This is a genomic window from Dyadobacter chenwenxiniae, from assembly GCF_022869785.1.
Taxonomy (GTDB): Bacteria; Bacteroidota; Bacteroidia; order Cytophagales; family Spirosomataceae; genus Dyadobacter; species Dyadobacter chenwenxiniae.
On record NZ_CP094997.1, the window covers coordinates 1,232,377 to 1,248,073 of the forward strand.

14 protein-coding genes and 1 pseudogene are annotated in these 15,697 nt (G+C 46.9%); 5 read left to right on the forward strand and 10 right to left on the reverse strand.

The window, feature by feature from the left end:
* Positions 1–23 precede the first annotated feature (23 nt).
* Positions 24–1,025, forward strand: a complete 1,002-nt coding sequence (locus tag MUK70_RS05110) for a helix-turn-helix domain-containing protein (RefSeq protein ID WP_234657511.1) — start codon at positions 24–26, stop codon at positions 1,023–1,025.
* Positions 1,026–1,053: 28 nt separating this feature from the next.
* Here the strand turns inward: MUK70_RS05110 and MUK70_RS05115 are convergent, their stop codons facing one another.
* From MUK70_RS05115 to MUK70_RS05140, 6 genes are all read right to left on the reverse strand, one after another.
* Positions 1,054–3,678 carry an ABC transporter permease gene (locus MUK70_RS05115; protein ID WP_234657509.1) on the reverse strand — a complete coding sequence of 875 codons (2,625 nt, stop codon included), beginning with the start codon at positions 3,676–3,678 and terminating at the stop codon, positions 1,054–1,056.
* Between the two features lie 3 nt (positions 3,679–3,681).
* Positions 3,682–4,002 (reverse strand): PadR family transcriptional regulator, encoded by a 321-nt coding sequence (locus MUK70_RS05120; RefSeq protein ID WP_234604312.1) that lies wholly within the window; start codon positions 4,000–4,002, stop codon positions 3,682–3,684.
* A 254-nt stretch (positions 4,003–4,256) separates the two neighbouring features.
* The gene (locus MUK70_RS05125) at positions 4,257–4,826 is read right to left on the reverse strand and encodes a dihydrofolate reductase family protein (RefSeq protein WP_234657507.1); all 570 of its coding nucleotides are present in this window, start codon (positions 4,824–4,826) and stop codon (positions 4,257–4,259) included.
* 134 nt (positions 4,827–4,960) lie between these two features.
* A complete protein-coding gene (locus MUK70_RS05130) occupies positions 4,961–5,410 on the reverse strand; it encodes a hypothetical protein (RefSeq protein ID WP_234657506.1) in 450 nt (149 codons plus the stop codon).
* Positions 5,411–5,644: 234 nt separating this feature from the next.
* The gene (locus tag MUK70_RS05135; protein WP_234657505.1) at positions 5,645–6,181 is read right to left on the reverse strand and encodes a YceI family protein; all 537 of its coding nucleotides are present in this window, start codon (positions 6,179–6,181) and stop codon (positions 5,645–5,647) included.
* A gap of 271 nt (positions 6,182–6,452) precedes the next feature.
* Positions 6,453–6,830 carry a hypothetical protein gene (locus MUK70_RS05140; protein ID WP_234657504.1) on the reverse strand — a complete coding sequence of 126 codons (378 nt, stop codon included), beginning with the start codon at positions 6,828–6,830 and terminating at the stop codon, positions 6,453–6,455.
* A gap of 102 nt (positions 6,831–6,932) precedes the next feature.
* Here MUK70_RS05140 and MUK70_RS31090 point away from each other — a divergent pair.
* Positions 6,933–7,118: pseudogene (locus tag MUK70_RS31090) on the forward strand (hypothetical protein); the annotation flags it as partial.
* Positions 7,119–7,121: 3 nt separating this feature from the next.
* Here MUK70_RS31090 and MUK70_RS05145 read toward each other — a convergent pair.
* The 3 genes from MUK70_RS05145 to MUK70_RS05155 all read right to left on the reverse strand — a co-directional run bounded on the left by MUK70_RS05145 (position 7,122) and on the right by MUK70_RS05155 (position 11,084).
* Positions 7,122–9,536 carry an ABC transporter permease gene (locus MUK70_RS05145; RefSeq protein ID WP_234657503.1) on the reverse strand — a complete coding sequence of 805 codons (2,415 nt, stop codon included), beginning with the start codon at positions 9,534–9,536 and terminating at the stop codon, positions 7,122–7,124.
* Positions 9,537–9,742: 206 nt separating this feature from the next.
* A complete protein-coding gene (locus tag MUK70_RS05150; protein ID WP_234657502.1) occupies positions 9,743–10,492 on the reverse strand; it encodes an OBAP family protein in 750 nt (249 codons plus the stop codon).
* 73 nt (positions 10,493–10,565) lie between these two features.
* Complete coding sequence (locus MUK70_RS05155) at positions 10,566–11,084, reverse strand: DUF4142 domain-containing protein (RefSeq protein ID WP_234657501.1); 519 nt, start codon at positions 11,082–11,084, stop codon at positions 10,566–10,568.
* Positions 11,085–11,305: 221 nt separating this feature from the next.
* Between MUK70_RS05155 and MUK70_RS05160 the strand changes: the two genes are divergently transcribed.
* The 3 genes from MUK70_RS05160 to MUK70_RS05170 are packed head-to-tail and all read left to right on the forward strand — an operon-like array spanning position 11,306 to position 14,630.
* Positions 11,306–12,478 carry a glycosyltransferase family 4 protein gene (locus MUK70_RS05160; RefSeq protein WP_234657500.1) on the forward strand — a complete coding sequence of 391 codons (1,173 nt, stop codon included), beginning with the start codon at positions 11,306–11,308 and terminating at the stop codon, positions 12,476–12,478.
* Positions 12,475–13,458, forward strand: a complete 984-nt coding sequence (locus tag MUK70_RS05165; protein ID WP_234657499.1) for a lysylphosphatidylglycerol synthase transmembrane domain-containing protein — start codon at positions 12,475–12,477, stop codon at positions 13,456–13,458. The genes MUK70_RS05160 and MUK70_RS05165 overlap by 4 nt, the downstream gene beginning before the upstream one ends.
* 2 nt (positions 13,459–13,460) lie before the next feature.
* On the forward strand, positions 13,461–14,630 hold the full coding sequence (locus tag MUK70_RS05170) for a glycosyltransferase family 4 protein (RefSeq protein WP_234657498.1): 1,170 nt from the start codon (positions 13,461–13,463) through the stop codon (positions 14,628–14,630).
* Positions 14,631–14,670: 40 nt separating this feature from the next.
* On the opposite strand, the gene MUK70_RS05175 is transcribed toward MUK70_RS05170, so the two are convergent.
* Positions 14,671–15,675, reverse strand: a complete 1,005-nt coding sequence (locus MUK70_RS05175) for an exonuclease/endonuclease/phosphatase family protein (protein ID WP_234657497.1) — start codon at positions 15,673–15,675, stop codon at positions 14,671–14,673.
* Positions 15,676–15,697 lie beyond the last annotated feature (22 nt).

A 15,697-nucleotide genomic window follows, 5' to 3' on the forward strand; every position in this document is an offset into this window, starting at 1 on the left:
TGACGCCAGAAACAGGATCTTGCATGAAAATTGTATTTAAATCAGATGATTTTGCAGAGTTGAACTTTGTCCGCGAGTATGCAGAAGGATTTAACGTAGGCGGCGATTCTCAGATCCGGGAAAGCGTGTCTGAAATGGACTATCGCGGAATGCACATGCGTACGCATCGCATATACTGCCCCGGGATGATCATTTCAATGATGAAAGGATCTTTGGAAAAAGATCTTGTGCACATCCTGGAAAGTGATTTTCCCTATCTGCAAATGCATTTTGAATTGAACACCACGGGCTGTCTTTATTACCCGAATGCCAAGTTTGAAGTGCCTGCCGAAATTTATGGCGGTTCACATGCATTGCTCTTTTACCCGGCGTTGAACGGAAGACTGAATTATCTCAAAAAACCCGATTCTTACAGCGTTGAAATTGAACTTTCCCTTGATTTTTTAAGGAAGATCTTCAATAACGATCTGGAAATCCTGCGTGGATTTGGAAATAATATCGAGAAGAACCATCCCGCGATCATGGGTAACCGCAGCTTCCCGATAACGCTTGCTATGAAGCACATCCTGGTGCAGATCAGGGATTGTAAGTTTGCCGGAGCTTTGAAAAAATTGTTTATTGAAGCAAAGGTCATTGAGCTCCTCACTTTACAGATCGAGCAGATACATGCGCTGGAAGCCAATATTAAAAACCTGAAAAGAATTGATATTGATAAATTGCATGAGGTAAAAGCGCTTTTGCTTGCCAATGTTCACAGCCTACATTCTATTGAAGAACTTTCCAAAACTGCTGGTATCAACCGGACCAAGCTTCAGGAGGGTTTCAAGCAACTTTTTGGAACCACCATTTTCGCATTTATTGCGGGTATCCGGCTGGAAGAAGCACGGCAGCAAATTCTGGATAGTGGCGGTCAAACCTCCATTGCCGAGATCGCGGCGCAATCGGGCTATAAAAACCCACAGCACTTCACCGTTGCCTTCAAGCGTAAATTCGGATTCTTACCCAAAGATTTGAAAAATAACTAAGACGCTTTGCATAAATTACCTGTGATTCCTACTCACTTCGAAGACTTTTCACAGGGTTTATCAGTGCGGCCCGGATACTTTGGAAGCTGATCGTCAGTAGAGCGACCAGTGCAGACAGCAACGCGGCCACGATAAAAGTCCACAGATGAATATCCGTTTTATAGGCAAAGCTATCCAGCCAGCGGTCCATCGCAAACCAGGCCAACGGAGCGGCAATGATAAAGGCGATACCAATAAGTTGGAGAAAATCACCGGATAATAATGTGACAATGCTGGCTGCCGAAGCGCCCATCACCTTCCGCACACCGATCTCTTTGGTGCGCTGGACGGTGGAGTAGGAGGCAAGGCCAAGCAGTCCGAGGCAGGAAATGAAGATTGCTAATACGGCAAAATTCAGAAAAAGCGCTTCGAATCGCTCATCGGCGCGGTATTGCCGATCGTAAAACTCGTCGAGAAAATAGTAGCTGAACGGTTGGTCAGGGTGCATGGTCCGCCATTTATTTTCAATGGCGGAAAGCGTTTGCTTTACATTTTTTCCATCCACCTGTACAGAAAGCAGCTTGCCGTTCCAGAAGTCAATCAGGCGGAAGGTTAGTGGTTTGATATTTTCCTGCAACGATTTGAAATGGAAGTTTTTTACTACGCCAATAATTGTGCCCTGCCGGTCCCATTGATCGAACTGCTTACCGACGGCTTCCCCCGGCGTTGCATAGCCGAGCATTTTTGCTGCCGCTTCATTGATTACCAGTGCCCGTGTGCTGTCGGTAGCAAACTTTTTTGAAAATGACCTCCCAGCCACTATTTTCAGGCCGTATTGTGTTATGAAATCAAAGTCGACACGATACACATCCAGGTTTGCCGCCTGCATTTCGCCGCGCTTGTTTTCCAGTTTCGAGAAAGCCTGCGGGTTCAAGCCGCCCGGCACCGCCGCGGAAGCCGTGGCTGATCTGACCCCGGCGAGATCCATAATGGAAGCCTCAAATACATCCCGCTCGCGGCCGACGCCCGACTGAATGACCAGTGTTTGGTTTTTGGAAAAACCCAGATCATGGCTACGCATAAAATCCAGCTGCGTGTACACTACGATGGTCGCAATGATCATAGTGATCGAGATCGTGAACTGAACAGTAACCAGCCCTTTTCGGAGCATAACGCCTTTTGCACTGGTTGTAAAACGGCCTTTCAAGACCTTTACCGGCTCAAAAGAGGACAAAACGAAAGCCGGGTAAATGCCTGCCAGCAACCCGATCAATAATGCTGCCACAAGCAGAATCGCTACAAATGGCAACTCAGCGATAATGCCCTTGCTCACCGATTTGCCCGCCAGCTCATTGAAAAGGGGGATCAATGCAGCGGAGAGTATGACGGAAATCAGGAATGCAATCACGCACATCATGATCGATTCTGCCAGGAACTGACGCGCCAATGTACTTCTTGCCGCACCTACGGCTTTTCGCACACCTACTTCGCGCGCGCGCTCCACCGATCGCGCCGTGGTGAGGTTTACGAAGTTGATGCACGCAATGAGCATAATAAAAAGGGCTACCGCGGAGAAAACATACACATTATTAATATTTCCCGACTCATCCGCCGGGCGCGTCGAGTGCAGGTAAATGTCTCTCAGGGGTTCGAGCAACATCCGGATCTGCATTTGCTGCTCGGCCATCATCTTACCCGCATGATTTTGCAGGAACGCAGGAAACTTCTTTTCCATTGTCGCAGGATCGGTGCCCGGTTTGAGCAATACAAATGCAGTCGCGCCGAAGCTGCCCCATTCCTGCTCTATATTTTTGTCCCGATGCGCGGTGTAGGTGCTCATGGACACGAACATATCTCCTTTGATCTGCGAATTAACGGGCGGGTCTTGCATGACGCCGGTTACCGTTACCAGCTCGCCCTGATCGCCCCACAACAATGTTTGTCCCATGGGGTCTTTGTTGCCGAAATATTTTTGCGCAGAAGTTTCAGTTAAAACAATGCTCAGAGGCGTCATTAATGCAGTTTTGGGATTGCCATTTAATAATTTGAAATCAAAAACCTCGAACAACGTCGAATCCGCCAGTACCGCATTTTCTTCTACGAATTTCAGATCGCCTTTCCGGAAAAGCATTTCTTCCTTCCGTACGCGTGCGCAGGCCTCCATTTCTGGGAAATCATTTTGCATGTTGGATGCCATCGCCCACGGACTAATGCTGTAACGGAGCGTTTCAGAGTTGGTTTGAACGTCGGTAGCGACGCGATAAATACGATCGGCTTTTTTGTTGAATGCATCGTAAGTGAGCTCGAAATGCACGTACAACGCAATCAGGAAGCAGGCTGTCATGCCTGCCGAGAGCCCCATAACATTAATAAAGGAGAACATTTTGTGCTTTGCAAGATTGCGAAAAGCGATTTTAAGATAGTTACGGATCATGGCAGGCGGGGAAAAAACAGGTTTGGGATATCTTTCAGGTTCTTTTTTGAATGCAAAGGGACGCATCAGACTGAATACATCGCGCACGTAACGCTGGCGCGCCTGTCGCAGCCCATGCTTGCGGACGCGTTGTGCAAAAAGCTCGAGCAAGTCGCCTTCAAGGTCATTAACCAGGTGCGAAGCGCAGAACCAATGCAGGAGCCGGGTGGCCCATTTGGGTGGTTGGCTTTCTCCTTTCATGGCTTAGGCGGGTTTGGGAATAGCGTTCCACATGCGGTTTCGGATCTCGCGGATGGTGTCAAGTGCTTTAATACCAGCCATTGTAACCGAAAAAAAGCGCTTGCTGCGCCCGCCACGTTCTGCTGTGGCTCCACCCAGTCTCGACGTGAGCAGACCTTTTTCTTCCAGCCTGGCCAATGCTGCGTGCACAGCACCCAGGTTCACCGACCGTGCCATTTGCTGCTCGATCTCATTCGTAATAGCAGCACCGTAGGCTTCACCGGCCAGCATGGCAACCGCCAGCAGCACCACCTCCTCAAACTCTCCCAGATACGTGCCCTTCATAGATTTTTTATTAGTTCCGTAAATGTATAACAAATGGCGTGCCGAAGTAGCAAATTGCAATGTACAGGCTGGAAACGCGGTTATTTAGAACTCGGCTTGTTCAAAAGCGGACACCGCGCACGGTCATTTGGAGAATACTGAATAAATAATCATGCGGGAAAATGCGGCAGGTTATCGGGAAAACCGTGCTTTGACGGTTGTAATCTCAGGGAAGATGTCGAGGCCGTCTCAAACTCAGGTGAGGCGGCCTCTTTTTACCTATTCACTTCGTAGTGCAACGTAACCACGCCCGATTTGAGGGTTCTGCTTTCCAATAATTTCATCGGACTCTTTGCTATATCACTGTCGAACAGACGGATACCATTTCCCAGAATTACCGGATGGACGGTTAATTTATACGCGTCGATCAGCCCCAGTTTCATAAAACTTTTGGCAAGTCCGGGGCTGCCAAATATCACCAGATCCTTGCCAGGCTCCTCTCTGAGCCGGTTTACGGCTTCTGCAACATTGTCTTTGATCAGTGTCGTGTTGTTCCAGTCAGCAGTATCCAGTGTCGTTGAAAATACTACTTTGGGGATATCCTGCACCCACTTTGCATGTTCCAGTGAATGTTTGTCGGCATTGGGATCATTTAATACGGTGGGCCAGTAACCTTCCATCAAGAGGTAGGTGGTTTTTCCGTACAAAGGAACGCCAACTGTTTTGACCAGCTCGTCCGCGTATTGCTGCAACTCCTGATCATAAGATAGAAAACCAAGGCCCCCATTCATGTCTCCCGCAAAACCATCCAGGGAAATATGTGCGAATAAAACTACCTTTCTCATTTTATCTGTATTTGATACGTTCCATTCTACAATCGACAGCCGAATGTAGCGTGACAAAGTTATCACAGATACACATGGTCTTGGATGGGGTTTCAGGACTATTTCGGAGGGGTGTTGTGCCAACCGGCTGACAGCTAATCAAGCGCGACTTCGAATTGTGAACTTTCTGATTGCGCCGAAAGGTCCTCGGTCATTTTTTCCAGCTGATCCAGATGCTGATGCAGCATAGCGGCGTTTATGCTCGTATCTTTTATCAGATCCAGCAGAATCCGGTATTCACGGATGATCTGCTGATGTACATTAACGATTTGTTTCACTGCCATGCTTACATCGTCGTTCACGATCGGACTATGGGCTTGCTGGTTACGCGTTATGCAAGCGTCGCGCATGCAGCATTTGAGCGAATCATACAGATTTGCCATTTCTTTCTTTATCACCAGGCAAATCATATAGTCACGGCTGAGCAAATTTCTCATATCATAAGATATGTCTTGCCGCATAGCCGCAGTCAGCGCTAATTGCTGGGTCTTAAAAAGACGCCAGATTTTAACCACTTGTTGTACAATCTCTTTCACGTTCTCCATGGTCTATTAATCTTTTTCATGGATTAGCAATAATCGTTCCAAGACTCTGACTGTCAACACACCAGTTTGGAGCACGAAGTGGGTAGGGGCCAGGCTCCCTGACGCAGCCTTGTATACGTGGCTTCATTGGCATCAAGAGCAAGAAATCTACTCCAACCAGATCTTCCTAAACCTGCTTATTGAAGCAAGCAATACAGATCCGGCGGAGCAGAATTGGCGATACGCTGCGGAAGATTACTCCGCTTGTCTGGCCAGTTGGATATTCGCATTGACCTTAATTTTTTCACCCAACGCCAGTCCACCGGTCTCAGTCAGGGAATTAAAGGTAACATTGAAGTCCTTGCGGTCGATGGTCCCATTTACCTCAAAACCTACTTTGGTATTTCCAAAATGATCCCTTTCGGTGCCGCCGTATTCTGCTTCCAGTTCAACCTCTTTGGTGATGCCTTTAATGGTAAGATCGCCGACCAGTTTATACAAATCGCCCTTAATTTGCGTAAAGGACGTTGAGGTAAACGTAAACTGCGGGTAAGTATCCGCTTCAAAAAAATCTGCATTTTTTAAATGTTCATCACGTCCCGGCTGGCCGGTGTCGACACTGTTTACATCGATTGTAAACGTTATTTGAGCATTTTCAAATTGGTCCCCTTCCGTAATGGCTTCGCCACTGAAAGATTTGAAAGATCCTGTTACTGTTGAAATCACAAGGTGCTTTACCTTAAATTGTACTTCTGAATGCAGCGCATCTACATTCCAAATTGTTTTAGACATCTCAATTAGTAGTTAATTTCATTTTGATACAAACGTCCGTTTGTTCGGTCATTCAAAATTAGGGACGTTTGATATACAAAATATAGCAGTATACAAAAGGATAGTGGTAACCTCTTGGATACTGCTGCTGCTATGGCCGAACCTGAACCACTTGATTTTTCTGTGCTGGTCCTTATAATGTCCATACCACTTGCAAAGCGGATACATAAATAGTACAATGCTGACCCAAGTGATGGGAACCGATGCACCGGAAATAAAAAACCGGGCGCTCTTATTTACCCGCTACGACCTCTTTAATGCCCTGGCACAATTTTCTGATCTTGCTGTATGCGGCTTTACTATTCTTTTGCTTTTCAAATTCAATGGTGAGGTCGCCGGGAGATGATTCCAGATAAAACGCCGCACCATCTGTAAGCTTGATGTCTTTCTCGACCTGCTCGTTATGATCGGCAAAAATGCGGTTGGGTTGCAGCATTGCGTTAACATACTGCTGAACAGCTATCGTTTTACCGCGATCGTACTGAGCAGTAAATGTATACTGCGTATCCGAATCCTTGACCCGGACATTCAAATTATCGTTGTTTGAACAGGATGTGAGCAGTATTAGTGTTAGCTGCAGAGCGATCGGAAACATGTTTTTTGATTTCATGGCTATCGGAAAAGTGTTTAACAAGGTACTATGTATTATATAGTAGTAAAGTTAGCATTAATTTCCATAACTCAAAAGCGCTGAGTCTTTTTTGCCGTTGACTGTGGGAAAGTGATCAACCCGTCGGGCGTGGAACGACAGTTAATCGGGGGCATAGTTTGGAGCCTTACCGCTTTGTTTTATGGCGGATTACCGATCAAAAAAGGCCGTGCACACCATCCCAACTTCCACGAAAACATTCACAGCGGCAGTCGGTGCACAATCGAATGCCGCATTGTTGAACTCTGACATTTAATCCACTTTAAGATTCTTCACAGGATTGATCAGTGCTGTTTTTACGGATTGAAAGCTAATGGTTACCAGTGCCAAAAGCAAGGCGGAAATGCCTGCCAGGACAAACACATCCCATGAGACCGAGATCCGGTATGCAAAGGAGTCCAGCCATTTCTCCATAACCCACCATGCCACTGGCAGCGAAATGACAACGGATACCGCCACAAGCAGAATAAAGTCTTTGGATAACAAAAACGTGACACTGCCCACCGACGCGCCAAGGACCTTACGGACTCCCACTTCCTTGGTTCTCAGCTTTGCGGAATAGGCCGATAACCCGAACAAGCCCAGGCAGGAAATCAGTATAGCAAGTCCTGCAAACCCATTGAAAACCTGGCCCATTCGGTTTTCGGAAGCGTAGAGGTTTTCCAGGTTCTCGTCCAGAAATGAGTAAGTGAATTTGCTGGAAGGCGAAAGGGTGTTTACCTGTTTTTTGAGAAATTCAAGTGTTTGCGATACTTGGTCACCTCTTACTTTAACAAGCATGTAATTTGCCCAATAGGGGTTATATTGGATCACCAGCGGCTCTACTTTTGAATGCAGGGACGCAAAATTGAAATCTTTAACCACGCCGACCACCGTGCCTGTGTCTGCGCCGACGACGAACGTTTCGCCAACCGGATTTTTAAGCCGATAGGATTTAACTGCTGCTTCGTTTAATATAAATTCCGGATTGTCGATCTTGGGAAACTGTTTGTAAAAAGCTCTTCCTTCTTTAAGCTTGATCCCCAGCGCTGAAAACAACTTTTCGTCCGACCATAAAACCCTGCTGCCGTCAGGAATACTTTCCCCGGTTGCCCTGTGTAATGGAGAAGCCGGATAACTTCCAAAACGTTCTCCGGGAAGGGTTGAGGTGGTTGCAAAGGCTGCGATAGCCGGGTTTTTAGTCATTTGATCTGTCAGCGCTCCGAACTTTTCCCACATCTGATCGTACATAGTGATGCTGATAACCTGATCCTTATCAAAACCCAGGTTACGGTTATGAAAGAGCTGCATCTGCCGGTACACGATAATGGTGCTGAAAATCATAAATACAGAAACAACAAACTGAAATACGATCAGTCCTTTCCTTACAATATTGACGCTTTGGCCTAACATTCTTTTCCCTTTCAAAGAAACCACAGGATTGAAGCGCGCCACAAACCAGGCAGGATAAAGACCGGCAAAGAATGCAACAATGAGCATCAATAAGACCAGAGTTGCCAGGTTAGGCAGTGTCAGCACGTCAGAGAAGGCAAACCCTTCACCGGCAAGGTTGGTGTAAAATGGGATACTTAGTTTAAACAACAATGCAGACAAGCTGTTCGCCAGAAGTGTGACAATAAAAGACTCACTCAGAAACTGCCGGATCAGCTGCGTCCTGGTCGCACCAACGACCTTACGGAGCCCGATTTCTTTCATCCTGTTGAAAGCCAGCGCAGTGGAAATGTTGATAAAATTGATGGTCGCAACCAGAAGGATGAACAGGGCAGCCATTGCAAAAATATACACGTATGTGATATCGCTGTTTGCTGACATTTCTTTTTCCAGTTTGGAATGCAGATGAATGTCTTTAATTGGCTGCAGATGCAAATGCCTGGTGGCGACTATCTGGCTCTCAGACTCACCCAGCGGCGCGTAAAACTTGGTTGCAAATGACGGGAATCCGGCTTCGAGCTTTTCTTTGGAAGCATCCTTCCGAAGCATGACGTAATGATAAAAACCCGACCAGTCAATGTTTTCCATTGACCTTTTGTCCAGATATCGATCAATTGTTGGAATGGAAACAAGATAGTCGAAATGCAAGTGTGTGGGAAAGTCAAAGGCTTTGATGACACCCGTCACTTTCAGTGGTAACTTGTTACGGTCATCTATAATGATTTTGCCAAGCGGGTCTGTTTTTCCAAAATATTTGGCTGCCATTTCCTCCGTAACGACGATCGCATTGGCTTCGGTGAGCGCCGTTTTCGCATTGCCACTTACAAATGGAAGGTCAAACATAGTAATTACGTCTGCATTTGCGAACAAGCCGCCTTTCTCTTCAAATCGCTTAACTTCCCCTGTCGGTCCGGTGTGGCTAAGCAGTTGATATGGGAACAGGCGATGCAGCCGCACACTTTGTTCAATTTGGGGGAATTGCTGATGTAAGGCGGGGCCTAACGGTGGTGGCGTAGCAGCCCAATGACGGCTGTCCGCTCCTGTGCTCTCGAATGTGATACGGTAAATGCGGTCAGCTTTTGAAAAACCTTTATCATAACTCAACTCATGCCTGATGTGAAAACCAATCAGAAGCGCTCCGGCTATCCCGATCGCGAGCCCGAAAATGTTGATCGATGAGAACGTTTTGTTCTTCCAAAGGTTACGCCAGGCGATCTTAATGTAGTTTTGAAGCATAGCAATATCGAATCTCGTTAAAGAATATCGCTACCACGTAAAAAAAGATGCCGAGGTGTTAAATGCTTGTAAATCAAAAAGAAAGCTTTTGATTGCGATTCGAAGATGTTCGATTTCGTACAGTGTATCTTAAAGGTGGACAACGCGAGGACAGACCTGCGGCATTTCTTTTAATTACAAAATCTTGTCATCGGTGAATATGCCTGTTAATGTTTGTGAGCCACAGAGTCGACCTTGTCAGTAATGACCAATTGTCTGACTTCTCCCTTTTCCCAGGCATTGGCTCCGGGAATAATCTCGGGCGTACGAATGTCTTTGCGGTGAAGCTTTTTCTGTGCTGAAGAAATATTGAACCGTTTGTCGCGATCGCGGAGGATGCCAGGGTTCAGTTGACCATCTTTGGTAAATCCCATCATGATCATTGGGGAACCTATGGGAAGTTCTTTCTCCTGGTCGGTATGCCAGGTGTGGATCGTTTTGCCATACGTGGAGACCAATTTTTCCATTAGTTCATGTTCGGCGACTTCCGGTATGCCCGGCGCAATGAGAGATCCCGAGCTGACTTCATGATGATGGCTGTGCCAAAGCTTTTTCTCTTCCGGTGCCAGGCGGGCGAACATCGGTGCAGTAATGATGTATTCGACGCCCATGATCTTTGCATCCTTTCCGTTGCCATCGAAAATAATTGCCTGGTACACATCATCATTAATCTGGTTCACATAGTGATGCGCCTCCATTTGCGAATTTATATTGCCATTGTAAAAGTGGAATCCATCCAGGTACGTGCTGAAACCTTTCAGTGGTGTCTTGTCTTGCATTAGCTCTGCCCCCGCATTCAGCGTTTTATCTTTTACCGTTTTCTCATCACCAGGGGCGTCTATATTAGATGAGGAGTTTTTGCCGCCGCAACCCATTAGGGCAAGCGCCAGGATCCATACAGGAACGAATTTGTTCATGGTTTTTGTCCGTTTGAAAGTTAAACTTGACCAGCTGCATTGGTCGACCTGGCGCTTTGCCCGACGGGACTGTCTACCAGAGCCAGTTTCTCAGCTTTTCAGCTTCCTCCAGATGGTGATGAAGTGTTGGCAGTTTGCCGCTGGCAAATGATTTGACTTCCTGGTCCTCGCCCAAAATGGTTTCTGTGTTGAACAGATCGATCGTTTCGACGTGGGAAACAACCATCATCATCATGTAAGTAGAATCAAAAGCCATTCCGTTCATCGCCGCCAGACTGTCCAGTTTTTTTTGTTTGGGCATAGAAAGCATATCAGGCAGATCAACCATTTTTTTGCTGGCCAATGCTTTCAGTTCCTCACTTGCCTTGCTGTGGTCGGTTACCATATGGTGTCCGTACTTTCTGACAGAATCAACAACTGCCTTCATGGACGCCAATTCACCCGCTTTGATCTCGAATAGATTACCGTCTGCAGCTTTTATCATGAACTGCCTGTCTGCTTCGGAAACCATGCCGACGCCCTCGTGATCCGTGCAAGAGAAGAATGTGAAACCAAGTCCTGCGACTAAAAGAAAGAAAAATTGCTTTTTCATAAAAGATAAAGTTTAATAATGAATGAGAATTGATTAACATTACTTTGGCGCAGGCGCTGATAAAAACTATGCCATGCGGCACTACTCAGCGATAATGTTATTTGAGAGATGGCCGATATGTATGATCAATTGGCCCGAAGGGTGCTTCCTGGCTGCATATTTAACACAGAGTTAATGTCCAAGCTGGGCGGTTCACCTATTTTAGACGTTTTGAAATCGTAATGAGAAAAGTCAGAGCCGTTTTTTTTGCCGAAATCCTGATCCCCGACTTCGATGGTGCGTCAAGGACAATGTTTCAACTATTGGACAGGATCGATGCGAGTCAGTTTGACTTCCTTTTTGTGTGCGGCAGCGGACCGGATCGGGTCAATCAGTTCGATTGCATCAAAACACGCTCATTCAGCATCCCGCTCAACCCTAAATACAAACTGGCCGTTCCGTCATTTACGGCGGACGAAATCAAAAAGCAACTGGATCGTTTTAATCCGGATGTGATACATATCGCCACGCCGTCGCTCCTGGGGCATTTCGCCCTGGCATATGCCAATGATCGCGGGTTGCCGGTTATCAGCATTTATCACACCCATTTCCTGAGTTACATTGCCTATTATTTCAAGTATTTTCCATTTTTGATAAAACCATTGGAAGACCGCCTTATCAGGGTCCAGAATGCATTTTACGGAGCGTGCAGGAAAGTGTATGTTCCCTCCCTAAGCCTGGCCGACGAACTTATCAAGACCGGAATGTCTGCGGGGAACTTCACGATCTGGCAGCGCGGCATTGATTCAAATTTATTTTCACCTGGAAAGAAAAATCCGGAATATCTGAGAAGTTTGACAGGTAATGCACTTCCTACGATCCTGTTTGCAAGCAGGCTGGTGTGGGAAAAAAACCTGGAAACATTGATCGCTACATTCAACATCTTGAAGGCGGACGGATTTGCATGCAATTGGGTGATTGCGGGGGATGGATCAGCTATGGAAAGTTGCGTGCGACAAATGCCCGAAGCGATTTTCGTGGGACAATTAGACCACGATGCCTTGGCGGTTCTTTACGCATCTGCATCCGTTTTTATTTTTCCGTCCCAGTCAGAAACTTTCGGCAATGTGGTGCTGGAAGCAATGGCATCGGGACTGGTTCCTGTTATCGCCGACGGCGGGGGGAGCAGGGATATGGTGATCGAGGGTTTCAATGGTTTCAAATGCGAGCCTGACAATGCACTTGCTTATGCTGAAAAAATCCGGCTGCTCCTTGGCGACGCCGCATTGCAGCAGCAAATGTCCGCAAATGCCGTAAGCCATAGCAGGGCTTTTGATTGGGAACAGCTCGCGAAGATTTACTTTCATGATCTTCATGAACTGGCAACTTCTGTTACTGAAAACCAGAAGGCTTGAAAAAGCGTCCGCATTATATAAAGATTATTAAGGCGGTGCTTCTGGTAAGCATGCTGGTGCTGCTGTGGCAATATGTAAAAGTGATCGATCCCCACCAGATACGGGCAGCATTAGCAAAAGTTGGCGCTGGTTTTGGATGGGTAATCCTCAGTACGATTGTGGCTTATGCATTGGGGACATTAGGCTGGTTGTATTGCTTTAAAGATTCCAGAGCGAGCATTCCAAAAATCGATTTATTTATGATCCGGCATGTCTGCGAAACGGTCGGCTTGTTTAATCCGGCGAGTTTTGCGGGTGGAGATATGCTTAAAATTGTTTTGTTAAAGCCCTATTCCGTGAGCCAACCAACGGTTGTGACCTCGGTGATCATATCCCGGCTACTGATGATCGTAAGTCAAATTTGCCTCCTGTTGCTGGCGGTTATCTGGTTTTCGCTTCAAGGCAAAATGAATCCAGGCGTGTGGTTGCCGGGGACGTCTATCGTCGTCATTGCGATCATTTGCTTGTCCCTGGGTCTGATCATTTACAAATTATTGGCTTTTAACTGGCATGCCGAAAAGTATCCAAAGCTTTCGCGAATCCGTGCCGAGTTTGCAAACGTGCGTTCCGAGCTTATCCATTTTTATCGTTCCAGTCCGAAGGAACTGGCACTTGCCTTTCTTTTTTTTACGCTTCATTGGGTGGTGGGGTCGCTCGAATTCTATATTGTGTTAAAACTCTTCGGATATGATATCACGATTTTAGACGGCCTGTTGCTGGATATGGGCGTTATTGTGGTCAAAGCTGCGGGCGCTTTTGTGCCAGGCCAGATCGGTGTGGAAGAGTTGGGGAATAAGGTCATGTTATCGCTTGTTGGGATCAGCAGCATTCCGCTCTGGCTGTCTGTTTCGGCTTTGCGGAGGACCCGCCAGCTGATCTGGGTGCTGATAGGGGCCATTTTTTATTCTTTTTTTATATACAAAAAGCGGATATACTCCTGATCATGGAAATCTTGTTTGTCAGCCACAAATTCCCCCCTTCCGTTGGAGGGATGGAAATGCAAAGTTTCAAGCTGATCAACGGAATGGCTGAATATTGTAAGGTGCATCGCATTGTTTACGAAGGAAAGGGCACTGTTTGGCGTTTCTTTCTGGGTTTGAGAAGCAGCATTTTTAAGATGTGCAGAGATCATCCGGATATCACCGTTATCCATTTCAATGATGCCCTTCTGGCCACATTTTGCCTCAGTCATAAGGGCTATGAACACCTGAAACGCACCGTCACGCTCCACGGACTTGATGTCGTTTTTCCTAGTCAACTTTACAGAAAATACGTTTTTCCCAGGTTTGACCGGTTCGATCTGTTCATCGCGGTAAGCCGCGCCACCGCTGATCACGCCATAGCACTGGGCTTAAACCCGGACAAGGTTGTCGTTATCAACAACGGCGTCGATATTGAACCCCAATATTCAGAGCACTACGCACAACCAACCGCGGAACTGCTGGAAAAATATGCAATTCCGGCTGGCCGTCTCCTGTTAGTGGGCGTTGGCAGACCGGTCAGGCGGAAAGGTTTTTCGTGGTTTATACGCGAAGTGGTCCGCAAGCTGGATCCCCGCTTTTTCGTGGTGCTGATCGGGCCATTCGACAACCAGCCAACATTTTTCGAACGGATATTGCCGCTCATTCCAGGCAAGGTGCGCGAACAGGTGATGTTGTTTCTGGGCTTTGGCTCGGACGCACAGGCGATCAGATCTTTGTTGAAGGACCCGGATTTCAATCAGTCGGTCAGGCATTTGGGCAGGCTTCCTGCCGGGGACAAAAAGAGGCTGTTGCAAGCTTCCGCGGCCTTCATCATGCCTAACGTTCATGTCGACGGCGATATGGAAGGGTTCGGGCTGGTGTGTCTCGAAGCGGCCGTGGAGGGCGCACTCGTTTTCGCGGCAGACATTGATGGGATTCCGGACGCTATCCGGCACGGCAAAAACGGCTTTTTACTTCCAAGCCAAAATGCAGAAGGCTGGGCTGCAAAACTCAACGAGCTCGCTGCTGACAGCCGACTTTTGGGCGGGCAAAAGCAAGCTTTCCGGGACTTCACTATCGCCCATTATAGTTGGGACAAGATGGTAAAAGCTTATTTTGAGGCCTTTGAACATCTGTCTATGCAGGCATAGAAAGGAATTGACGGCATTGTTCAGTGCCCGGGAGTCTCCATTAGTGATCTTTCTTGACGGGAAGCCGCGTTTCAGATAAATATTCGCGTTCAGGTTTGATACGCCAGGAGAATTCAGCGCTGACGGGATGATGGTCGGATAGGGGCAGGCCTTCTTTGGTATTAAAGATTTGATTTAAAAAAGAATAGCTGATGGTTTTGAGCTCGATCGTTTCGCTGCTTCGGTAGAATATTTTGTCAATTGTCTCGCAGCTGTCGGTTAAATTCAGGATGTTGGCAGCAGGAATGATTTTCAATGGATCAGGCCGCTTTCCTTTCTTTTTGTGCATGACCCATGCATCTTGCAATTGGTTTTCTGCGGTTAGAATTTGAATATTATCATAGAAAAAACCGTAGCGGCCATTCAGGTCACCCATTAAAATAACCGCATTGCCCGAAGAGTGGTCGCGAATATAGGCAGACAATTGTTTGATGTTTTCGCGGCGGGCCGAAGCCGCGTGTAATGTATTATAAGCATTGGAATGAACATTGTAGAAATCAATGAAAACATTTGATGCGACCTGTATCTTGCTGTAAGTAAATCCCTTAGGCGTCATGCAATCGGCTCCGGTGCAATTGTTCCATTTTACCCTGACGACGTTGCTGAGCGGAAATTTAGACAATGTGTTCAGACCATCTCCAAACGGCACGGGCCCCTTTGTTTCCGTCCGGTAATTGTGGACATCATCATTGTCGTACAGATCCGCGTGGTAATTGAAATCCTCCTGGACATGCACAATGTCAAATTGCCGCAGTTTTTTACCAATGGCTGCGATGCTGGCGGCTCTCGGCGTTTTTGCGCTGCAAATAATGGCTGGCAAACCGGCAATGTTATAGCTGATCGCTGAGAACTGTCCTTCTGTGTCCGCTTTTAAGAAACTGTTCTCTGCAATATGCAGGTCCGTTACACCCGACCCATTGGAGCGCTCCGTGCTGTTGCAGGTTAAAAGCAATACCAAAAGTCCCCAAACATGCAAACGTTGTTTTCTTCTGTAAATATCTGGCATACTGTTCCATATTGGTCGATGC